General features: G+C 38.7%; 22 protein-coding genes and 2 tRNA genes. 2 read left to right on the forward strand and 22 right to left on the reverse strand.

Annotated elements, in window-relative coordinates; genetic code table 11:
* Window positions 1-42: 42 nt before the first annotated feature.
* From INQ51_RS09660 to folE, 3 genes are all read right to left on the reverse strand, one after another.
* Window positions 43-798 carry a sulfite exporter TauE/SafE family protein gene (locus tag INQ51_RS09660; RefSeq protein ID WP_233377767.1) on the reverse strand — a complete coding sequence of 252 codons (756 nt, stop codon included), beginning with the start codon at window positions 796-798 and terminating at the stop codon, window positions 43-45.
* A gap of 127 nt (window positions 799-925) precedes the next feature.
* Window positions 926-2206, reverse strand: a complete 1281-nt coding sequence (glyA, locus tag INQ51_RS09665; RefSeq protein ID WP_233377768.1) for a serine hydroxymethyltransferase — start codon at window positions 2204-2206, stop codon at window positions 926-928.
* 237 nt (window positions 2207-2443) lie between these two features.
* Window positions 2444-3166, reverse strand: a complete 723-nt coding sequence (gene folE / locus INQ51_RS09670; protein WP_233377769.1) for a GTP cyclohydrolase I FolE — start codon at window positions 3164-3166, stop codon at window positions 2444-2446.
* Window positions 3167-3590: 424 nt separating this feature from the next.
* Between folE and INQ51_RS09675 the strand changes: the two genes are divergently transcribed.
* Both INQ51_RS09675 and INQ51_RS09680 read left to right on the forward strand, forming a co-directional pair.
* Window positions 3591-3677, forward strand: a tRNA-Ser gene (locus INQ51_RS09675).
* A gap of 13 nt (window positions 3678-3690) precedes the next feature.
* A tRNA-Pro gene (locus INQ51_RS09680) sits at window positions 3691-3768 on the forward strand.
* 804 nt (window positions 3769-4572) lie between these two features.
* Here the strand turns inward: INQ51_RS09680 and INQ51_RS09685 are convergent.
* The 19 genes from INQ51_RS09685 to INQ51_RS09775 form a co-directional block, all read right to left on the reverse strand.
* Window positions 4573-4719 carry a hypothetical protein gene (locus INQ51_RS09685; protein ID WP_233377770.1) on the reverse strand — a complete coding sequence of 49 codons (147 nt, stop codon included), beginning with the start codon at window positions 4717-4719 and terminating at the stop codon, window positions 4573-4575.
* Window positions 4720-4787: 68 nt separating this feature from the next.
* Window positions 4788-5780, reverse strand: coding sequence for a DMT family transporter (locus INQ51_RS09690; RefSeq protein WP_233377771.1), 993 nt, complete (start codon window positions 5778-5780; stop codon window positions 4788-4790).
* An 11-nt stretch (window positions 5781-5791) separates the two neighbouring features.
* A complete protein-coding gene (locus tag INQ51_RS09695; RefSeq protein WP_233377772.1) occupies window positions 5792-6439 on the reverse strand; it encodes a hypothetical protein in 648 nt (215 codons plus the stop codon).
* Between the two features lie 20 nt (window positions 6440-6459).
* Window positions 6460-7173 (reverse strand): DUF4386 domain-containing protein, encoded by a 714-nt coding sequence (locus INQ51_RS09700; protein WP_233377773.1) that lies wholly within the window; start codon window positions 7171-7173, stop codon window positions 6460-6462.
* 18 nt (window positions 7174-7191) lie between these two features.
* Entirely contained in the window at window positions 7192-7995 is an 804-nt protein-coding gene (locus INQ51_RS09705) for a DUF4249 domain-containing protein (protein ID WP_233377774.1), read from the reverse strand.
* A gap of 4 nt (window positions 7996-7999) precedes the next feature.
* Entirely contained in the window at window positions 8000-10342 is a 2343-nt protein-coding gene (locus tag INQ51_RS09710) for a TonB-dependent receptor (protein WP_233377775.1), read from the reverse strand.
* A 5-nt stretch (window positions 10343-10347) separates the two neighbouring features.
* Window positions 10348-10719, reverse strand: a complete 372-nt coding sequence (locus tag INQ51_RS09715) for a DUF4260 domain-containing protein (protein WP_233377776.1) — start codon at window positions 10717-10719, stop codon at window positions 10348-10350.
* Window positions 10720-10879: 160 nt separating this feature from the next.
* The gene (locus INQ51_RS09720) at window positions 10880-11875 is read right to left on the reverse strand and encodes an NAD(P)-dependent alcohol dehydrogenase (protein WP_233377777.1); all 996 of its coding nucleotides are present in this window, start codon (window positions 11873-11875) and stop codon (window positions 10880-10882) included.
* A 242-nt stretch (window positions 11876-12117) separates the two neighbouring features.
* Window positions 12118-13011: a helix-turn-helix domain-containing protein gene (locus INQ51_RS09725; RefSeq protein WP_233377778.1), complete on the reverse strand. Its 894-nt coding sequence runs from the start codon at window positions 13009-13011 to the stop codon at window positions 12118-12120.
* A gap of 10 nt (window positions 13012-13021) precedes the next feature.
* Window positions 13022-13444, reverse strand: a complete 423-nt coding sequence (locus INQ51_RS09730; protein ID WP_233377779.1) for a nuclear transport factor 2 family protein — start codon at window positions 13442-13444, stop codon at window positions 13022-13024.
* A gap of 65 nt (window positions 13445-13509) precedes the next feature.
* Window positions 13510-14055, reverse strand: a complete 546-nt coding sequence (locus INQ51_RS09735) for a carboxymuconolactone decarboxylase family protein (protein WP_233377780.1) — start codon at window positions 14053-14055, stop codon at window positions 13510-13512.
* A 129-nt stretch (window positions 14056-14184) separates the two neighbouring features.
* A complete protein-coding gene (locus INQ51_RS09740; RefSeq protein ID WP_233377781.1) occupies window positions 14185-15984 on the reverse strand; it encodes a tetratricopeptide repeat protein in 1800 nt (599 codons plus the stop codon).
* A 26-nt stretch (window positions 15985-16010) separates the two neighbouring features.
* Window positions 16011-17174 carry a helix-turn-helix domain-containing protein gene (locus tag INQ51_RS09745; protein WP_233377782.1) on the reverse strand — a complete coding sequence of 388 codons (1164 nt, stop codon included), beginning with the start codon at window positions 17172-17174 and terminating at the stop codon, window positions 16011-16013.
* A gap of 77 nt (window positions 17175-17251) precedes the next feature.
* Entirely contained in the window at window positions 17252-17803 is a 552-nt protein-coding gene (locus INQ51_RS09750; protein ID WP_233377783.1) for a DUF7010 family protein, read from the reverse strand.
* Window positions 17804-17848: 45 nt separating this feature from the next.
* A complete protein-coding gene (locus INQ51_RS09755) occupies window positions 17849-18193 on the reverse strand; it encodes a 5-carboxymethyl-2-hydroxymuconate Delta-isomerase (protein WP_233377784.1) in 345 nt (114 codons plus the stop codon).
* 10 nt (window positions 18194-18203) lie between these two features.
* Window positions 18204-18887: a VOC family protein gene (locus tag INQ51_RS09760; protein ID WP_233377785.1), complete on the reverse strand. Its 684-nt coding sequence runs from the start codon at window positions 18885-18887 to the stop codon at window positions 18204-18206.
* Window positions 18888-18973: 86 nt separating this feature from the next.
* Entirely contained in the window at window positions 18974-19630 is a 657-nt protein-coding gene (locus INQ51_RS09765) for an SDR family NAD(P)-dependent oxidoreductase (RefSeq protein WP_233377786.1), read from the reverse strand.
* Between the two features lie 27 nt (window positions 19631-19657).
* A complete protein-coding gene (locus tag INQ51_RS09770) occupies window positions 19658-20311 on the reverse strand; it encodes an NAD(P)H-dependent oxidoreductase (RefSeq protein WP_233377787.1) in 654 nt (217 codons plus the stop codon).
* A 53-nt stretch (window positions 20312-20364) separates the two neighbouring features.
* Window positions 20365-21300: a hypothetical protein gene (locus tag INQ51_RS09775; RefSeq protein WP_233377788.1), complete on the reverse strand. Its 936-nt coding sequence runs from the start codon at window positions 21298-21300 to the stop codon at window positions 20365-20367.
* Window positions 21301-21522 lie beyond the last annotated feature (222 nt).

Consider the following 21522-nt stretch of genomic DNA (forward strand, 5'->3'; position numbering starts at 1 on the left):
GAACGCCAATTTTTTTCTTGTGGCTTGAAGCTCGTAGTTTTACTATCCAAACACGCCAAACAAATTTAAAATCACAATAACCATGGCCAGAATTAATACATAACGTACATATTTAGCCCCTCCTTTAACCGCAAAATTGGCACCCAGCCAGGCCCCAAGCATATTTCCGGCAGCAAGTATTAGACCCGCAACAATATCAATTTGTTTATGAAAAATGAATATTCCGAGTGAAAAGGCAGTATAGATCAACACAATGAAAACCTTTACTGCATTGGCGCGCACCAGGTTATGTCCGCAGCCAAGTACTAGTCCGGCCAGTAGAAAAAAACCGACACCCATCTGAATAAATCCGCCGTATAAACCTATTCCGAAAAAGATAAGATATTGCATCACCGATGGTTTTGCCTCTACCTTTCCAACCTGTTCTTTCACCCAAACCTCAGGCTTTAGAACCACCACCAGCAGCAAAACCACCATTAAGCCGGCGATGACCTTTTTTAGCAGGTCAACATCCATTTCAACGGCAAACAATGCCCCGACAAGCGAACCTGCAACCGCCGGAACAGCCAGTCTATAATCAGTTTTAAGATCAAGGACATGTTTATTTTTAAAGGTGCTTACACCTATAATATTTTGAAGTAAAATGGCAATACGATTGGTACCGTTGGCCATATTGGCAGGTAGCCCGATGGCCATTAACAAAGGGAGTGTTAACATGGAACCGCCTCCTGCAGTAGTATTGATAAAGCCGGCAGCAATTCCGGTTCCGATCAGTGCCAAAACAAAGTACCATTCCACTGTAGTTCAGAGTTAAATGTTTAAAGCTCAAAGAAAACAAAAACCCTGAAGAAAATCTCCAGGGCTTTTGAGTTTTATTTTTTATTCAGAGTCTGATTGCTCTGAACTCTGAACTTTGAACACTAAACTAATATGCGAACAGCGGATAGTCTTTCATCAGACTATGTACTTTTTCACCAATTGAATGGATCATTTTTTCGTTTTCGATATTGGCAATCGCGTCGTCAATCAACTGAACAATTACCGGCATCAAATCTTCTTTTACACCACGGGTTGTGATCGCCGGAGTTCCTACACGCAAACCTGAAGTCAGGAAAGGTGAACGGCTGTCGAAAGGCACCATGTTTTTGTTCACGGTAATTTCGGCCTTCACAATAGTGTTTTCAACAATTTTACCTGTGATTTCAGGGTATTTGGTACGTAAATCAATCAACATAGAGTGATTATCGGTTCCTCCCGAGATCACTTTGTATCCCAAATCAACAAAAGCCTGGGCCATAACTGCCGCATTCTTTTTCACCTGGGCCTGGTACTCTTTGTATTCGGGCAGAAGTGCTTCGCCAAAAGCAACCGCTTTGGCTGCAATAACATGCTCCAGCGGACCGCCCTGTTGTCCCGGGAAAACTGAAGAATCAAGCAGCGAAGACATCATGCGAACTTCACCTTTTTTCGTGGCAATTCCCCATGGATTTTCAAAGTCTTTTCCAATCAAAATGATACCACCACGTGGGCCACGCAATGTTTTGTGAGTGGTTGAAGTAACCACGTGTGCATATTTCAATGGGTTGTCGAGCAAACCGGCTGCAATCAATCCGGCAGGGTGTGCCATGTCTACCATAAACAATGCGCCAATTTTATCAGCAATTTCGCGCATGCGTTTGTAGTCCCACTCGCGGCTGTATGCCGATGCACCACCAATGATCAGTTTGGGTTTGTGCTCGATGGCCAAAGCTTCCATTTCGTCGTAATCCACCAAACCTGTATCTTCTTTTACTTTGTAAGCAATCGGGTTATAAAGAATACCCGACGAGTTTACAGGCGATCCGTGCGAAAGGTGACCACCGTGAGAAAGATCCAATCCAAGAAAAGTATCACCCGGATTCAGAATCACACTTAAAACGGCTGCATTTGCCTGCGCTCCCGAGTGTGGCTGAACATTGGCCCATTCTGCACCGTAAATTTCCTTGATACGATCGATGGCCAGTTGCTCGGTCTGATCCACAAACTGACAACCTCCGTAGTATCTCTTACCCGGATATCCTTCAGCATATTTGTTGGTCATTACTGAGCCCATAGCTTCCAGAACCTGCTCGCTTACAAAGTTTTCTGAAGCAATTAACTCGATACCACCTAATTGGCGCTCGTGCTCCTTCTTTATAATGTCAAATACCAAAGTGTCTCTCTTCATTTCCTTGAATCTTAAATTTTTAAAAGCCCAAAGTTAATATAAATAAAAGCAGTCGATAAATGACCGAACACAGAAATAGGATAATTTTTGAACAATTAATCTACAGACACAAAAGTGTCGTCATGCGATTCTTTTTTGAACCGAACGATATAACCTATATGTCATCCACTATTTCGCAGCAAGCTGATAAAATGTGCGAAAGGGATTTACCCAACCCAAAAGCAGAAAATACGCCAATTACAATCCGATGTATTTCAGAAATTCTTCGCGGGTAGCACGTTCCTTAAACCGACCCGAATACTCGGCAGTTACCGTACTGCTGCTTTCGTCCTGAATACCGCGCGAAGAAACACACATGTGTTTGGCATCGATCACCACCGCCACATCTTCGGTTTTTAGAATTTCTTTTAGTTCGTTGGCTATTTGAACCGTCAATCGTTCCTGTACCTGCGGACGACGCGCAAAGTAATCCACAATCCGGTTGATTTTGCTTAAACCGATCACTTCACCATTAGAAATATAAGCTACGTGCGCTTTGCCAACAATGGGCAGAAAATGATGTTCGCAGGTTGAGTTCATATTAATGTTCTTCTCCACCAGCATTTCACCATAACCAAACTTGTTTTCAAATACTGATATTTTGGGTTTATTCGCGGGATTAAGACCATAGAATACTTCCTTCACAAACATTTTTGCCACGCGGTGAGGAGTCCCTTGCAGGCTGTCATCTGTAAGATCAAGCCCCATCACCTCCATTATATCTCTGAAGCGGTCTTCTATAACAGCCATCTTTTCTTCGTCCGAAAGCTCAAAAGCGTCGGCCCTCATCGGAGTATCAATCGAAGTTCCTACGTGATTGTCTCCTATTACATCGTAACCATTAACAATGTCGGTTGAATGACCATTGGAATGAAAACCATTCTTCCCGTTCACCTTTGCGTTCTGTGTGTCGATTTTCATTGTATGCGTATTTATTGTTTTCTGTTTATAACAAGACCAATAACAGACCTAATAGTATTTTGTTTAAACTTAAAACAAGATTTCTAAACAAGGATTGCACAAACCTAAAGTAACAAGCATTAAATATGTCTTCGGAATAGCTGTATTACGGGGGAATCAAAAAAAGATGGCAGGAGAATAAAAAATATTCTCACTCTTGCTGGCTTCCTAACAATTGATCTAAAATCACTTATCCAAGTTCTTGTGGAAAGCAGAAAAATGGACGTCAAAAAAAGTTTTGGTTTTTTAGCCAAAAGCTTTGCCAATGTAAAAACAATTTCTACTTTTGCACGCACGAAAAAACAACGCGTTTTTTGAAATTGTGATAAAGTTAAAATGAATTCGCTGAGAGGCGAGATGAAATTTGGCAGCTTTACCATATTCAGGAGAGATGGGTGAGTGGCTGAAACCAGCAGTTTGCTAAACTGCCGTACGGGTAACCGTACCGGGGGTTCGAATCCCCCTCTCTCCGCGACAAATAAATTCGGGATGTAGCGCAGTCCGGTTAGCGCACCTGCTTTGGGAGCAGGGGGTCCCAGGTTCGAATCCTGGTATCCCGACCACTGAAAAAGAAGGAGTTAGACGAAAGTTTAACTCCTTTTTTTGTTTGTCCGGGTACAACAAAATCACTTGATAAAAACCACCAAAAGTTACCAGATACACAGAGGCATTCTATGTTATTCAACATTTCGAAAGCCAAATGCAGCCAAATGAGTGCAAAAAATACGCCATCACGGATTTCCATTTGATCGTATGTTCCAGATTCTTTACTTTTAATCCACTAAATATCAATGCTGATGAAAGAAGAAAATAGTGTTGATGTTTAATGGAATCTGTAACAAGAACGGCTCGTATGAAAATAATAATCAAAAAATCAGGACTGCTTATTTTTCGATTCAACCGGAAGCTCCGTTGGCTCTTTAATATTCGAATATTAAGCAACCACAACACAACCATCCTTTCTATCCTGTTGGTTTGTTTTACAATCCTGCTATTTGGCTTCTGGGGCATGAGATTTTCACTCATCGTACGATCCTCTATTCTGCCATTAGCACAACAGGATAAGGATGTTGCCAGAAGTTGCCCGGCAACTGCATATTCTTAAAACCATCAAATTGAAATATGATATTAACACCGACAAATTGGAACAACTTCAGGAGGATCATAAACAGAAATTGGGAAAGAGTGTAGTTATCCCGCATTGGCTTTATGGGTGCTTGCTGAGATAATGTTTGCGCTAATTATTCAACGTATTATTTTTCTATACTATTAGTTATAATAGACAGAAATTTAAATAAACTCGAAGTGATTTAATTCTAGATTCTATAACCTCATGATCTCTTTAAAATTAACGTTGTTTGTCAATTCTATCTTCTATTTACTTCAAAAAAATCACGATACAACCATTCTGCAATTGTATCTATCACCTCTTCCACATTCTCATCATTAATCTCATACAATTCGTTCATAACAATGGCGTCAAATAATGAGTCCCAAATCTGTTCTTTTTTCATGTTTCAATTCTCTCAGTTTAATTTTTGCGACAAGGAATACTGCTCCGGGAGCATCAGATGAATATATTTCATTTAGATGTAGTGTAATTAGAAAATGCTTTACAAGAATTCTTTCGATTTAAAGCCAGCTGAACGAACATCACTTCTTTCTTAAACAACAGCACCATGCCAACGCCGGCAATAACTCCAAAACCTCCAATTAACTGGTGAGTGTAAAGATGTTCGCTAAGAAAAACTACGCCTCCAATAATTGCGATTATCGGGTTTAGGTTGTTATAAATACTTACCGAGCTTGTAGGCACAAATGTTAAAGCATAGTTGGTAAGAAACGAAGTAACCACTGACGATAAGGTTCCCAGATACAATGCTGAAAGCAAGAATGAAGGTTTTTGAAAAGACTCAAAAAATGTATTTAAATCGTCGTTTATAAGATGTCTGGTAATCGCTAATGTGTTGAATGCGATAAAAGCAATGCTAACCATTATTGCTGTCAGGCTTGACGAATCATAAAACTGCACAAGTCTTTTTCCAATCATGTAATAACCAACTGTGCATAGCACGGAAAGAATGAGGAATAGGTTCCCTAACCAGCTTTGATTTTGCACACCGCCCCTATAAAGAAAAATATACAACAAACCAAGAAACGACATGGCAACTCCAAATTTCTGCATTAAAGTGGTTTTTTCCTTTAAAAATAGCGCTCCTGCAATGATGGTGAAAGTGGGCGACAGAGCAAATATAATTCCTGCTTGCGAGGCAGTGGAAGATTCCATTCCAATCGTTTGAAAACCAAAAAACAGAATGGGGTAAAAAAGAGAGACAGATAAGATGCTGATCCAATCTTTTGAATGTATTTTGGGAAATTTTATTCTCCCAAACATGCCAAGAATCAGAATCATAAAAAATGCAATAGTGAATCGATGTGCCAGCAAATCATAGGCATCTGCTTCTCGTAACCCGATTTTTACAAAAATAAACGATAAGCCTACGATCAGGGTAACAATTCCCAAACCTAAATTAGCCAGAACCTTTTGATTTTTTATTTTGTTTGTTGTTTTCATCATCAATCACTTTAATAGTTAATTCTTAAAAAAAGTCCATGGTTGGTTAACGTTCTTTGGTTGTAGTTAAACTGGTCGAAATTACTTGCCAATCCGTATGTCAACTGTTTGTTTTTTATCCCCATCCGAAATTGTTGAATACCGCGGGTAATGCCTTTTGTATTGACGTTTAATGAGAGCGATGCATTCAGGAAGGCGTTTATACTATCACTAATCTTTGGAACATACTGCATAGTTGCAAAACTCTCAGATGTCCAGCTTTTCTGATAGGTCGCACCAGTTCTCAGCAAGTAAGAAAAGGTATTGTACTTTTTAACGTATTGAACAGAAAATGTAGTATATACACCCGGATTTTTTAGCCCCACAGCCAGGTTTGAGAACCAATTATCTACCAAATTGTATGATATGGTATTACGAATATTGTATAGATTCGCCTTTGTGCTATAGTCGCTATCGAGATAAGCGAAATTCGAAAAGTGTAGTTTATCAGTAATCATAGCACCGATGATATGTTGATAATTGTTTGAACGATTACCCATTAAATTCTCCGGACTGAATTGAAGTTGAGATTCTTCACCGGCATAAGCACAGATTGATAACAGAATTGTGAATATGATCAGCGTAAATTGTGCAACGTAATTTGTAAATGTATTTCTCATGATTTCTAGTTTGAAGATTATCAGGATGACGGAGAAACTGCGGGGATCGATTTAATCCCTTTTACCAATAAATAGAGACATAGCGAAAGCTCTGAAATTAATGCGATTGTCATAACCAGAAGTTCGCTTGAGGATGCAAATTCAGGGAACAGGAAGTTAACAGAACTATCAATTATGTAGCTGATTCCTGCTGCTGACACAAATAACCCGAGCCATTTGGGAAAGTATATCGATTTGTAAATCAGATAGCCGAAAATTATACAGCTAACGCCAAAGAATACGCCGCTAATAAGGTATCCATATGAGTATGCATTCAGAAAAAGCAAAATCAGTGTATTAAGCTGCTCGGAAGAAAAACCGGAGAATGATCCGGTGTCTCCCAATATCAACAGTGGCATGTAATAATTTAATAGATTTAAACCGATAACAGTTGCCTGAGCCAGGCGGAAAAAAGCTGCCAGCAAAGCCAGTCCTTGATTCACGGATTTCAGCAACAGATAGAAAAGTAGTGCCACTGTTACATCGGCTATTACCATAATTAGATCGCTGAAAAAGCCAATTCGGAATAAAAATGTATTACCGGCAATATTCTCGGTTGTTGCTGTAGCGTCGCCGGGGACAATGATTCCGGAGCGAACAAATAATTCACTGAACAAGCCAGTGAGAATAATGACGAGGTACAACACACCGGCAATGCGAGCATTGGTTTTTATTTTTTCAATTGTTGTTTTCATGGCTTCAATATTTCTAAATTACTCAGAAATAACTATTGTATCCCGGCTAACGGTAAACGCTCCAAAGTAGCCGAGTGCATCACCCGATAGATTGGTAATAGGATTGGCCGGATTGGCGTTCCCGATCATTCCGCTCTCGAAAAGGCTTGCCAGTGTGCGATAGTATTCGTAAGTTGATTCAGCCAGTGTTTGCAACTCAACCACCACCGTATCGTTAGGAAGAAACTGTTCTTCGTCCCAGCGCAGTGTAATATTGTTACCATCAACATAAGCATCGTCGTAAACAATGAGGGCATCATTCGTTTCCTCCAGATCATTGATACCAGAAACTTTCAATCGATAGAAATTTTTAATTCCAGGCGGATCATTGAAGTGGCAATTTACAAGATAACCTCCCGAGAACTCCAGATAAGAAGGCGTTGGCTCAACAGATAATGAATCGATGAAAACCTTGTAAGGCATTTCAACTTCGGCAGTATATTCTTCAGCTTCAACCATAACAGTTAATGCATATTCATTGCCTTCAATGCCGGGAAAGTATGCGGAGTAAATTCCAGGGGCAGTTTCATTTAATTGGCGCATCTCACCCTGGCTATCGGAAACAATGATAGCGGCTCCCGAAACGTTGGGGTAAACTCCAGTCTCAAAATAGTCCACGGATTTAGTGAGTTTGATCCGTAGAGTCTCGTTTATATCGGTAACGGCACCATCGATGACAAGCTTTGGATCAATCGAATCAAGTTCGATATCAATAATATTCCGACAAGAGGAAAACAGGGCCACAATGCCCGATAGTATTATGAATGTTTTTATTGTTTTCATGGTATTAAAATTTAAAATTGTAGGTTACTGATGGAATCATTTGAAACAGCGCTAAGCGCTCGGCTTCGGTTTGTGTAGGATTGTTTTCATTTTCCTGGAAAGTGATAGAAAACGCATTTTTTCTTCCGTAAGCGTTGTAAAGAGAAAAACTCCAGCTCGATTCAAAACGCTTTTTCTTTTTCGGAGTGTAAGTAGCTCCAAGATCAAGGCGGTGATAATCGGGCATGCGATAGGCATTGCGCGAAGTGTAAACCGGCACAGTAAATCCGTCAACCGAATATTTTCCACTGGGGAAGGTTACGGCATTTCCGGTATTAAAAACCCAGTTGGCCGACAAGTTCCATTTTTCATTTAGCTGGTACATTCCTACTACCGAAATATCGTGTGTGCGGTCCTGTTTGGCAGGAAACCATCTGCCGTTTTCAATTTCATCCATCGATTTTTCGGTTTTCGATAACGTATAGCCCACCCAGCCGGTTAATCTTCCAGTTCTCTTTTTCAAGTAAAGTTCAAGCCCGTAAGCTCTTCCTTTGCCAAAAACCAACTGCGATTCAACATCCTGGTTTAAAAGGATTTCGGCACCATTCTGATAATCAATCTGGTTATAAAGGTCTTTGTGATACACTTCCACCGAGGTTTCGAACATATTGTTTTTGAAATTCCGGAAGTAGCCGACTGCAATTTGATCCGCAACCTGTGGCTTTACATTTTTGCTGCTTGGTATCCAAACATCGGTTGGAAGGGAAGCTGATGAGTTTGAGAGTAGGTGAACATATTGGGCATTTCTCGCATACGAAAATTTGAGCGAACTATTCCGGTTCAAAATGACATTAAAAGTCATCCGGGGCTCGATCTCTTTATATTTCTGAATAACCTCGCCATCTGCAAAAGCTTCACTATTTACTCTTTCATCTTGCTCGTTGTAAGTATAAACCGTGTCGGGACCAACCGCCATATATCCGGAGTAACGCAAGCCGTAATTCACACTAAAATGCTCGGAGATATTCCAGTCGTGCGAGAGGTAAACAGCGCCTTCAAACGACTGCTTTTCGCCCATAAAAACAGAGTTGAAAAAATCATCGTTATCGGCGTTTATTTCGCCCGGTTGGTAAGTGTGGTAAATTGCATTAAAACCAAATTTTATGGTGTGGTTGGTATTGATGTAATATTGAAGATCTTCCTTCCAGTTTAAATCGCGGATACCGGAATTAATGTAAATCATATTATCCGAAAAGTTGTATCCGAATCCATAATCGTAGTTGCTATAAATTAACGAGCTGTTTAAAAATAGCTGATTGTTGAAGATATGATTCCAGCGAAAAGTCGCCGTTTTATTTCCCCATTTCAGTGCAAACAAATCATCGATATTAAATACATCGCGCCCCAGGTATCCCGACAGATAAATCCTGTTGTTATCATTGATTTTGTAGTTTGCTTTGGCATTCAAATCATAGAAATAAAGGTCGGTTTCTTTTTGTGCTTTATCTCGCGAGAAAATCAGAAACATGTCGGCATAGCTTCGTCGCCCGGAGATGATAAACGAACCTTTGTCTTTTACAATTGGCGACTCAATTGTTAAGCGCGAAGCTAAAAGTCCCAGGCCACCCGAGGCACTAAACTTTTTAGCGTTGCCCTCATTCATTTGAATATCGAGAATTGAGGACAATCTACCTCCATAAATCGCGGGAGCATTTCCTTTATACAATTTCATATCTTTTATGGCATCGGAATTAAAAACCGAAAAGAATCCCATTAAATGGGAAGCGCTGTAAATCGGTGCTTCGTCAAGGATAATCAGGTTTTGGTCTATTCCGCCACCACGCACATAAAATCCCGTGGTTCCTTCTGTTCCTGAACTTACTCCGGGCAAAAGTTGAATGGTTTTCAGAATATCCTGTTCGCCCAATATTACAGGAATAATCCTGGTTTCTCGTGGCGACAATTTTGTAACACCCATTTCAGCAACCCTGATATTTTTATCCTCCGCTTCGCTGCGAACGACAATTTCCTCCATTTCGGCCGATGACGGTTGAAGTTCGATATTCTTTACATTGCTTTCTGATAAACTGAGCGGAAGTAAATTCTGTTGGTAACCGATGTACGAATAACGAATAGTGTAATTTCCTTTTGGGATTGTAAGTGAGTAGAAACCATAGGCATTGGTTGCCGTTCCGGTTTTAAGTTCTTCTACATAAATGGTGGATCCGATAAGGCCTTCGCCTGTTTCGGCACTTCGCACATGACCGCTGATGGTGACATTTTCGTCGGCTAAGACTGACGAAATTGTCAAGAAGATCATCAGCAACGTAAGTACGATTTTGTTTCTTGTTTTCGAATTGTTTTTCATCTTGTTTAATTATTTCTGTTTTCATTGTTGCTTCCGATAGCTCCGAGGTGTGTGAATTTGAAGCCTTTTGAATATTTTAATCCGTATCCGAAGAGTCTATCAAACGAACTGTGTCCAAATAAAATGGCACCGGCAAAAGCCAGTTCCTTAATAGAAGTTGCATATCCAGTTACCCCGATTAATACAGCTAAAAATTTGTAATGGAAGATGTTGTATATAACAGCGCCTGTTTTTCTCCCGAGTATGTAGCCAAGCATGCTGATGTCAGGGGTAAACAAAAAAAGTGTAAACACCCACCAATCGTATCCAAGAAGTAAACTCACATAGAATGAGAGGTACAACATGCTGATTTCCTCAATTTTCAGAAAAAGCTTCATCTTTTTGATTTTAAATAATTTAGAACCAAAATTAGGGTACTGAAATATGGAGTTCGACGTTTTTAAGGAAGTCGGACGTTCGGCTTTCGAAAGTCAGACCATCTTGATTTATGGAATTTAGGACACAGTCTCTAAAAGTTGGGATTATACTACATATTGTTTAAATGCTGACTGGATCAACTATAATAACAACATTTCCTTTTTTATGTCCTGAAGCTATGTAACGGTGTGCTTCGGCAACTTTCTCTAGTGGATATTGCCGGTCGATAACTGTTTTTAAATGTCCTCCCCTAAAAATATGTACAAGCCGTGTAAAAAGAGAGTGAAGTTCAGCTTCAGTGCGTAAACCTGTCGCGGCAAATTTAGCTTTCTTTTTCGCGAATACTGATGTCCATAGCATTTGCAACAGCAATGAGGATTTTAATACCGGCGACACGTATTGTCCTGATTCTGTTAGAATATTTTTACTTTTTGCATACGAGCTTTTCCCAACCGTATCAAAAACAAGGTCGTATTTTATATGGCCTCTGCTGAAATCCTCTTTGTTATAATCAATAACATGATCGGCTCCCAGCGATTTTACCAAACCTACATTTCGCGTACTGCAAACACCGGTTACCTCTGCCCCCACAAACTTTGCAATTTGTACCGCTGCAGTTCCCAGACTTCCCGAGGCGCCGTTAATCAATACTTTATGGTTTGGCTCAACTTGTGCAATCTCTTTGAGAAAATTCAGGGAGGTTACATGCCCGTCGCCATAGGTTGCTGCTTCGGCATAGGTCATATTATCGGGCATCGGCAGAATTACACCGTCCTCAGGTACTGCAACATATTCGGCATTGGTACTCATTCCTAAAGTCGTCTCACCAAACACCCGCGTTCCAAGAATAAATTTTTTGGTATTTAATCCTGTTTCAACTATATAACCGGCAAAGCCTGTACCGGGGATTTGATGTTTTGGCTTTCGTAATCCGGTCATTAATCGCCCAAAATATGGCTTCCCTGATCGCATCATTCCATCGGCAGTTGTTGCCGAAGTGGCTATTACTTTTACCAGCACTTCATTCTCTTTAGGACTGGGCTTGGGCATGCTTTTAATTTGGAGTACTTCGGGGCCTCCATAACCGCTTACTACAATTGCTTTCATTTCTTTCATGACATCTGTTTTGTTGTTCTAATTTCTGTTGAATTGAAATCATGAAGCAAAAGTAGAACAGGTAGTAACGTCATTCGTTCGGGAAAACAATACAGAAGTTCGGAATTATAATTGCGGGCTTAAAAGTTGGGGGCAAACACGGCAGTCAGCTAAAGAAAAATATACGAATACGGCTCCTCAGAAGAAAAACACTTACAGAGGTTAACTGATTACCCTCGGCATCCATTCGTGCGCAGGAATTTTTACGTTTTTAATACGGCAGAAGCTTTATCAAAACCAACCGTTTCGCGGTAATATTGCGGAGACACTTCGGCATTTTTTTTGAAAAACCGGCTAAAATAATACTCATCGTTATAACCTAAATAGTAAGCAATTTCCTTAACTGTTTTATTGGTGAGGTACAATTCTCTTTTGGCTTCAATAATAATCCGTTCAGCAATTAGGTCGCTTAAAGTTTTATTGAAATGAGTTTTGGTAAGCCGGGTCAATGCTTTTGGTGTTATGGCCAAAAGATCGGCATAATCGCTGACACTATGTTTTGTTTTGTAGTGCATTTCAATAGCATTTTTCAGGTTTTGCAGGATAAATGGCTCTTCCTCTTTTACTGTGGCTTGTTGGGCATCCGTTTGCTGTTCTGTTTTTAATCTCGACGCAGTGATCAGAAATATCTTCAGGTACGAAATCAGCAATTCATACTGTGCCAGCGCCGCATTTTGCATTTCAGCTTTAAACTGTTCGATCACCATCTCAAAATTTGCAGCAGCTTTTTTATCGATATAAACAAATGGCGGATTGTAAATATTATTGAACAAAACACCATGGCATGCAACTTCTTTGTGGTGCTTATGAATACAGAAAAAATCGGGATGAAAATTGATAACCCAGCCCCTGATTTCCCCTTCAAGATTAAGCATAAAAGGTTGGTAAGGCGAAAAAGAAAGCAGAACATTCTCCCGAAAATTATATTCCGAGAAATCAGCTTTTACGTTACCCGTTCCTCTTTCCAACCAAATCATTGAATAGTGGTTCAATCGTTGAATATCATCAAACGGATTATTCTTTTCAAAGCGAAACACTTTGAAAGCCTGGTTACCGGTTTGCGGATCAATAAGTGTGAAATCGTTATTCTGTATCATAAGCATGAAATTAGGTCAACGTCCTATCTTTTTCATCAATCATTAAGTCGTTAATACTTGCGAAACGTTTTTGCATCAATCCTTTTTCGTCAAATTCCCAAAGCTCGTTTCCATAGGCGCGGTACCATTGGTCGTTCGCATCCTGAAATTCATATTCGAATTTTACTGCAATTCTGTTCTCTCTAAAACCCCAAAGTTCTTTCTTTAGTTTATAATTTTTTTCTCTTTCCCATTTGCCGGTTAAAAATTCTACAATCTCTTCCCTCCCGTTTATAAACTGAGTCCGGTTTCGCCATTCTGAATCAATGGTATACGCTTGAGCAACTTTTACCGGGTCTTTGCTATTCCAGGCATCTTCTGCTTTTTGCACTTTTTCAAGGGCAGTTTCCATTGTAAATGGCGGCAGTGGATATCTTTTTTCTTCGTTATTCATTTTGTTTTTAGTTTAGAGAAAGGAGAAAACAGACCTCTGCTATTTCTCCTTTCCTGCGTTGTAAATTAAAGAACTGATGCAATGGGGAAATCTACCGGAATTTTGGTAAGATTATGTAAATAATTCATGGCGGTTTTATCGCTAATTTGCAGAATCAGGTCTACTAAATTTTCTTTGGTATAACCATGTTCGAAAAAGTCTTCAACATTAGCGCTATTTACATTCCCTCTGTTTTCGGTTAAATCTGCTGCCAATTTCACCAGGGCATTAATTTTTGCATTTTCGCTTTTCGCACGACGAATATCCAATAGCTGCTCGTCGGTGAAACCATTCATTTTCCCCAATACCGTGTGTGCACTCAGGCAATAAACGCAACCGTTCACCTGGCTAACAACAAGGTTTACAGCTTCTTTCTCTTTGTTTGATAATGATGTTTTGGCATTTTGAAAATCCAAATAACGCTTTAAACCATTATCAGAATAAGCGATTGTTGCATACAGGTTTGGGACAAAACCTAAAGCTTTGTTTAAAGCATCAAAAATCTCCTGGTTTGTTGCAGATACTTCTTCTCGTGTTGGGACATTAAATTCTGTTTTTACTAAATTTTCCATTTTTAATTGTTCTTATGTTCTGTGTCATTATCGACAGTACAAAGATGCAGGGTATTCTACCGCTGTAAAATGGACAAACTTCGTAGGTGGATGGACAATTTTCTCCTTTGATTTTTTTGCTCGTATTATTTAAGCATTCTGCTTAAGAAACTCTTTGGGGGTCATTCCGGTTTCTTTTTTGAAATAGGTATTAAACACGGTTTTCGAGTTAAAACCACTTTCGTAAGCCAACCCGATTAATGAAATGTGACTGTTTTTGGGATCGATTGCCAGTTGCTTAAAGTATTCAATTCGGTAATAATTAATGAATTCATTAAAGTTCTTCTCTATCCGTTCGTTTAAAAGCCACGAAAGTTTGTTCGGATGAATTTCAACCTGGTCGGCCAGCAAACGAAGCGATAGATTTGGAATTAAGAACGGCTGTTCTTCCGTTACAAACTTTGTTAATTTATTGCTAAAAGCTTCTACTGTTGCGGCATCCAGCAGAGGAGCTTTCGCATTTGCGGTACTAGCTATAACCGGTTGATGTCCGTAAAGCCTGTTTTTATATTCTCCGTAGCGAGGATAATCTTTTAGAGAATTGGCAAGCGGATCGGTATAATTTAGTAACAGCACCGACGATTTTAGTTTGATCGTTTCTTTCAACCAGTTAAATGCCTTGTCAGTTTCGTTCAAATTTGCATAAGCCAGATACAAATAGGAATGTGCCTGAAATGATTTGGGATTCTGTGCCGCTTCGTATAACTTGTTGAAATATTCTTCGGATTTTACAGTATCTTTTTTGAGGATGTAAGCCAGGTTCAAAATTCCCAAACGTTCATCATGAACCACAATTTCATTTGGCATATTTTCAAGAAAGGAAATGGTTTCGTTGTATTGTCCCAGTTTTAAAAGACAATAACTACGAACAATGTATGCCGGAATATTTTGCGGATTGTTCTTCAGTGCTTCATCAAATAAGGATAAGGCTTCTGAAAAGTTCTCAGCTCGGTACTGATAATACGCGCGATAAAACAGGGTTTCCTGCGAAAGCGGATCAATACTGTGTGCCACTTCCAAATATTCTTTAGCTTTTGCCGTATCACCGGATATTAAATACAACAACGATATAAATTGTTGCGCCTCGGGATAGTTATGTTTTAATTCAATTGATTTCAACCCGTGTTTAAGTGCTTCCTGGAAATTAGCTTCATAAAAAAACGAATAATTAGCCAGTAAATAATGCACTCCGGCATTGCCAGGATTTAAAGCATAAGCTTTGTCCATGTTTTCCCGTGACTTTTGCCATGCTTCTTCAGCGGGCATCAGTTCGGTAACTGCAAAAAAGCTGTAAGCATCAGCCAGACCAACATACGAATCGGTATGGATTGGATCGAGCTTGATGGCCATTTCGTAGAAATCGATAGCTTTCCCGGCATCCTCAGGATTCCACTTATTAAAGTGATACCTGCCTTTCAAAAAATATTCGTAAGCTTCTATATTCGCTGTTTTAGTTTCAATCAGGTGATCCTGAATGTCGAGGTGCCCGTATTGTTCGCGTAACTTATCAGCAATCAACAGACTTATCTCATCCTGGATTTCGAAAATATTATCCAGCATACGGTCCCATGATTCCGACCAAAAATGAAAGTCTTCTTCTGCATGAATCAACTGTGCCGTAATACGAATGGTATTGGCTGCCAGCCTGACGCTTCCTTCCAAAATAGTTGTCACATTCAACTCCCTGGCAATCTGTCCGATTGGGATGTTTTTGTTTTTAAAGAAGAATGAAGAAGTTCGGGAGGTGACTTTTAATTGTGAAATACGGGCAAGCGCATTAATAATTTCTTCGGTAATCCCATCACTGAAATATTCCATTTCTTCACTTCCGCTCATGTTTACAAACGGAAGTACAGCTATCGTTTTTTCTCTTGAGGGTTTTTCCTTCATTTGCTAAAAAATAAAAGATCCATATTCTAAACATGTTGTTCTACCAATTTTTGTTTCCTGTATTCGCTGGGTGTTACACCTGTAAATTTTTTAAATGCGGTATTAAACGACGACTTTGAATTAAATCCGCAATCCATTGCAATTCCTAACAGAGAATAAGAATCTGATTCAGGGTCTTCAATTCTTGCTTTAATTTCTTCAATACGATGCCGGTTTATAAAGTCGAAAAAAGATTCATTGTAAAGCCGACTTATTAATTCGGATAACTGGTAGGCCTGTATGTTTATTTTTTTGCTTAATTCAGCTAAAGATAGTTCATTCTCTATAAAGACTTTCTCTTTTTCGATGGCAGTTGCCAGCCTCACTCCATACTCTTCCAATTGTTCCTGAGTGAGTACAAAAACGTTCCTTCCTTTAACTTTAGAGGACGTATCAATTGGATTACCTGCTTTATCCTCCAATTTCGAAGCTCCCATTTCCTGAATGTTCTTTTTGTTCCACGTAGAATATGCAAGTGCAAAAATGATGATGCCGATAACCAGCCCAATTATATTATTCGATAAGCTAAAACTGTAGGATAGGAAATAGCCAAAAACAAATGAAACACAGGCTACAACAAGTGCAAACAAAAAGAAATAAAGAATATTCTTCGCCTGATTCAATGAAATCTTCTCGATATCTGAAAAATTGTCTTTGATCTTTTTCTGATATTTTTTTACCGCCAGTAGACTCAGTATTATATAAATTGAAATGTGAACCACGCGCAACAATTGCATTAACAATCCCTCCAAAGGAACATGATCATTTAAAAAGATATACTCGGCCCATTCAATTTTTTCTTCACCGCTTTTTATGTACAAAGGAATAAATGAAATAATGTAAATCAGAAATGGCAATCCGTGTAATAAATAGTATTGTGGTAAACGGTTACGAGTGAGCACAAAAATATAGATAAAGAGAAGCGGTCCGTAAAGCAAAAACATTGGATCGGCAACATTGGTAAAATGCGGGAAGGTTTTATAAAATCCCGACATCCCATAAATGCCACCCAAAAGACTTAGTGAAAGTACAAAAGTAAGCAGTCCTAAAACAACAGATTTTGTTTCTTTCAGCCGATTGTGAGCAATAATATAAGTTAAGAACAGACCTTGAATGGCAGCCGCAAAATTTAATAATACCAGAAGTTGCATTTTGATATATCTTTTTTCCCTGGATATATCAATTGTAAACATGAGTGCGAATAAAAAGTTTATTTCTTACCTTAAACTTACGCTTCTACTTTCCTGTTTTTTAGTACTACAATCGTTACAATGTAAAGGAAAACAATGGCAAAAGGTATAGCCACAAAGCGGTGTTCAGGTGAAAGGTACCAAAGGACAAGCACAACGACAGTACGCACGAGCGCATGAAAAATCCCAACCCAATGCCGAATCATCCACGAAAAAGGCAACCACATTAATCCGGTTAAAATCCCGATGGTCATGGGCAACGAAGAATAGTCGATAATAAAAAAAGGGATGGCAATGGCATACACCAAAACCGCCTGCCCTACTGTAAAGAAAAAAAGCCGGTCGAATTCGTTTTTGGGTTTGTTTTTATCCAGAAAATTTTCGCCCGTAAATCGTGAAATAAAAAGAGCCAGATAAACAATACTTCCTGTTGAAATAAAAAGTACCCAAACTAGAATTGTTGGTGGCAGCATTATTCCTGAAATTCCGGCAACCAGCCAGGCAATTAAACCAGCTATCGGAGTCGCTAAAAATTTTCGTTTTGAAAATTCGCTTCTTTGTTCGTCAAGTGTTCTTATTTGCTGTTCCATTTGTCAGTTTTTACCTTAAATGAATAAATACCTATACCAATTTTATTATAGCATTGATTTGTTACAATATGTAGCTTTTTCAAAATCCCGGATATTGATTGAAATGACCGGAACATCCGGGAACATAATTTTTAACCCGGAAATAATTGCTGATGATAATTCGCGTTTTTGCTCTGTTGTTCGTCCTTCCATAATGTTGCCAAAAATGTGAATGAAATCATCAGATGAAGTTCCGGATAAATAATACCGAAAAGGATGAATTCGAACTTTTATATCGTTTTTCACAAACAGGCCGGTTGATGCTGCTTTATGATAAACTTCCTCCATGATTTCTATGGGATCTTTTTGTTTTACAATGTTCTCTGAACAATCGATTATGAAGTGTGGCATATCTGTATTTTTATGATTTTGTATGTAATATTTTTAATTCTTCATTTCTAAATTCCACAGAATATCCCTTCCCTTTATTTTCAATAATTGCGTCAAAAGGTTCTGGTGTTATTTTTAATGTGGTAGGGAACCAAATTTCTTTCAATTTGTAATTGGCCATAACGAAAATTCCTTCTTGAGAACCGTTTGTTCCGAATCGCTTTATATCACCTTTCCAAAATTCTGTACCTAATTCAGCCTGAAGTTGCTTGTTTATTTGCTGAATATCGTTTGCAGCTATCCCAATTTCATTTATTCCCAAAACTGCCGAAACATCGAATTCTTCTTCAATGTTGTTATTCAAATCATACCTGACAATAAATTCGGCAACACTTCCACTTGCATCGTAGAAATAGAATGAATCGGCATTCCAACTTTCAAAATTTTGAATTTTACGGCCATTTTCAATAGCTATTACCGCAATTCTTTTTCCCAACCATTCCAGCGCTTCTTTTAATTTATTTGAAGGAATAAGGAAACAATAATGATATTTGTGTTCTATTTCAGATTTTTCAAATGTTAATTCACTCCATCCGATTTTTAAAGAGAAGGAATCAGAACTTTCGTCAATAATCTGAAATCCAAAAATATCCGAGTAGAATCTTTTTTCTAATTCAAGTTTATTGGTATAGAGCTTTAATTTTCTAAACTTCATATTAAGTCCGTTTTCTTTGAAACAAAAGTAAGAGCAATTTTCTGCCTAAGCGTTCTGAATTATAATTCTGCACAACAATGTTCTGTTCACCACTCCCTGCTACTCCCCTGGTGCCAAAATTTTCCGGTTTCACTTTTGGACATTAAGTCCATTAGTTCATCGGCAACTTCTTCGCTGGTCCTGTCGGCATTTGCTCCACCCATGTCGGTTTTAACCCATCCCGGATCGAATGCTGAAACTGTTATGCCGGCTGATTTCAATCGTTCAGAAAGTAATTTGGTATACATATTCAACGCTGCTTTCGACATTTTATAATGAGGATTAAAAGCATCAAAATTCTTCTCACTAAACGATCCCCAACCGGAAGAAATATTAATGATATGTGCATTTTTAGTTAAATGAGGAATTAATAATTCTGTAAGTTGCATGGTACCAAACAGATTAACGCTGAATGTTTGTTCCAGTTTTTTAAGGTCAATTTTTGGATCACCATTTGAATCCACTAATATTCCCGCATTGTTAAACAGGTAATCTATTTTCAGGTGCTGAACATTACCGACAAACTTCTTAATTGATTTTTCATCGTTTAAATTCAGTCGATAACATTCAAAGTTATTAGCCTTAATCGGATGTTTTCCGGAAGTAGAACTCCCAATTATTTTGAAGTCCTTACGATGAATCAGAACTTTGGTCAGAGCCAAACCAATTCCACGACTACTCCCGGTAATAATAGCATGTTTCATTACGAACGATTTTAAGAATTCACCTATTTAAACAGCCACAGGAACGGCTTGTTTAACTTCTTCAAACAACTGATCCATTGGCTTTCTTACTTTTGGTGTGTGGCGCAAATTGTCGCCTTCCACCCGGTATCCAACAGATGCAATTACACAGGCATTTAATCCTTTTTCTTTCAAGCCCAAAATTTCATTGTATTTATCAGTTTCAAAACCTTCCATCGGGCAAGCATCAATTTTTAACTCGGCACAAGCCATCAATAGTGTACTCAGCGCCAAATATGGCTGCCGTTCCAGCCAATTGGTTTGTTGCGCTTTCGTCTTCTCATTCAATTTCGAGGAAATAAAATCGCCATATCCTTGTAAATTGTCATAATTGATATTCCGGGTTTTGGCTGTAAGATGAATAAATGCATTAATGTCTTCCGTTTTAACTTCGCTGTAATTACAAAACACAAATAAATGCGATGCATCAGTTATCTGGTTCTGGTTCCATGATACTGGTTTTAGTTCCTTTCTAATTTCCTGATCTTCGATAATAAGTACTTTATAGAACTGCAGACCGTAAGAAGACACTGAAAGTTGGATCGCTCGTTTTAACTTTTCTAAATCATCTGTACTTACTTTTTTTTCGGGATCGAAATTTTTGGTGGCATAACGCCATTCTAAATTTTTTAATAATTCCATTTTCTTATTCTTTAAATTGACAATTATTCAATTTGAATTAGGGATTAAATTGCTTACTTGCTGATGTTTTCCAACAATTCTGGTGTGTTGCCTGAAAAATCTATCCAGGGATTCTTTCCCATCCATTTATCTAATTCTACACCCGGATCTTCATAACGCATTACAAATTTTTCAGGGCCATGAGCAAATGCCACTACCAAACCGTATTCAGCATCAAAGAAACCTCCATGTGGGCCTAGTCCCGGGTAACTTATTCTCCAGCCTAAACCATCAATCGCCACATGACCTAAGGTTAGTTTTCCAACCACATTATCCGGCAATACAAAAAACCATGTCCACGGACCTCCTGAAACGATTGTCATTACTTCATCGATACCCGTTCCATCATCTGCACTATTTACGTGTAGTTTTCCAAATTTATCCTGAAGAAACACCGTTACTTCTGGCGATAATACTTTCATATCATATACTTTAGGATATGGAGCCATGTTGTCTTCACCGGTAGTTAAAGAGCCTCCATCTTCTGCAGCTGGTTCTCTTCCTGCTTTTTCTATCTGATTAAGTAAAGCATCCCGGTCTAAATGAAAAACAGCGATCAAATTCTTAGCCTCTTCCTTATTTAACGCTCTTGTTTTTGATGTCTCAAGAATTGGCTTTGCCTTTTCTGGTAGTTCTACAGTGCTGACTCGTACACCAACTGAACGCAATACAGCATTAATATCAACTAAACCTACGGCATCTTTTCTACCATCGCTAAATGATAGTTTGATATTTTCTTTTGTTGTCTTCGGTGTGAATACTTTGGATTCTTCATTTTGATTGTTTTGTTGCGGTAAAACATCTGGTTCAGATTGATCGGCCATCTTGTTCGATACCTCAATCTTGCCTTTTTCAGCCCACTGAGTAATTCCAAATTTTTCATTTTTCTGGGCGAACAGATTTCCAACCGAGATGGAAATAGATAATAGAAGTGTAAAAATTGTTTTCATGATTTCTAATTTTGATGATTAAATTTTTCACCAAAATTATCGTGTCAATCAGTGCTAATCGACAATCTTAAGGAAGTCGGACGTTTTATTTTGGAAAGTCGGACTAAAATTAAAAAATCACTTTGAATAAATTATGAACTAATGGAATTCGCCCCCTCTGCAAAATAACTACATCTTCGAAAGTGTATACGGGATTGAATGGGAGCACTCTCCCTCTACGAA

It is taken from the genome of Maribellus sp. CM-23, from assembly GCF_021354595.1.
GTDB lineage: Bacteria > Bacteroidota > Bacteroidia > Bacteroidales > Prolixibacteraceae > Draconibacterium.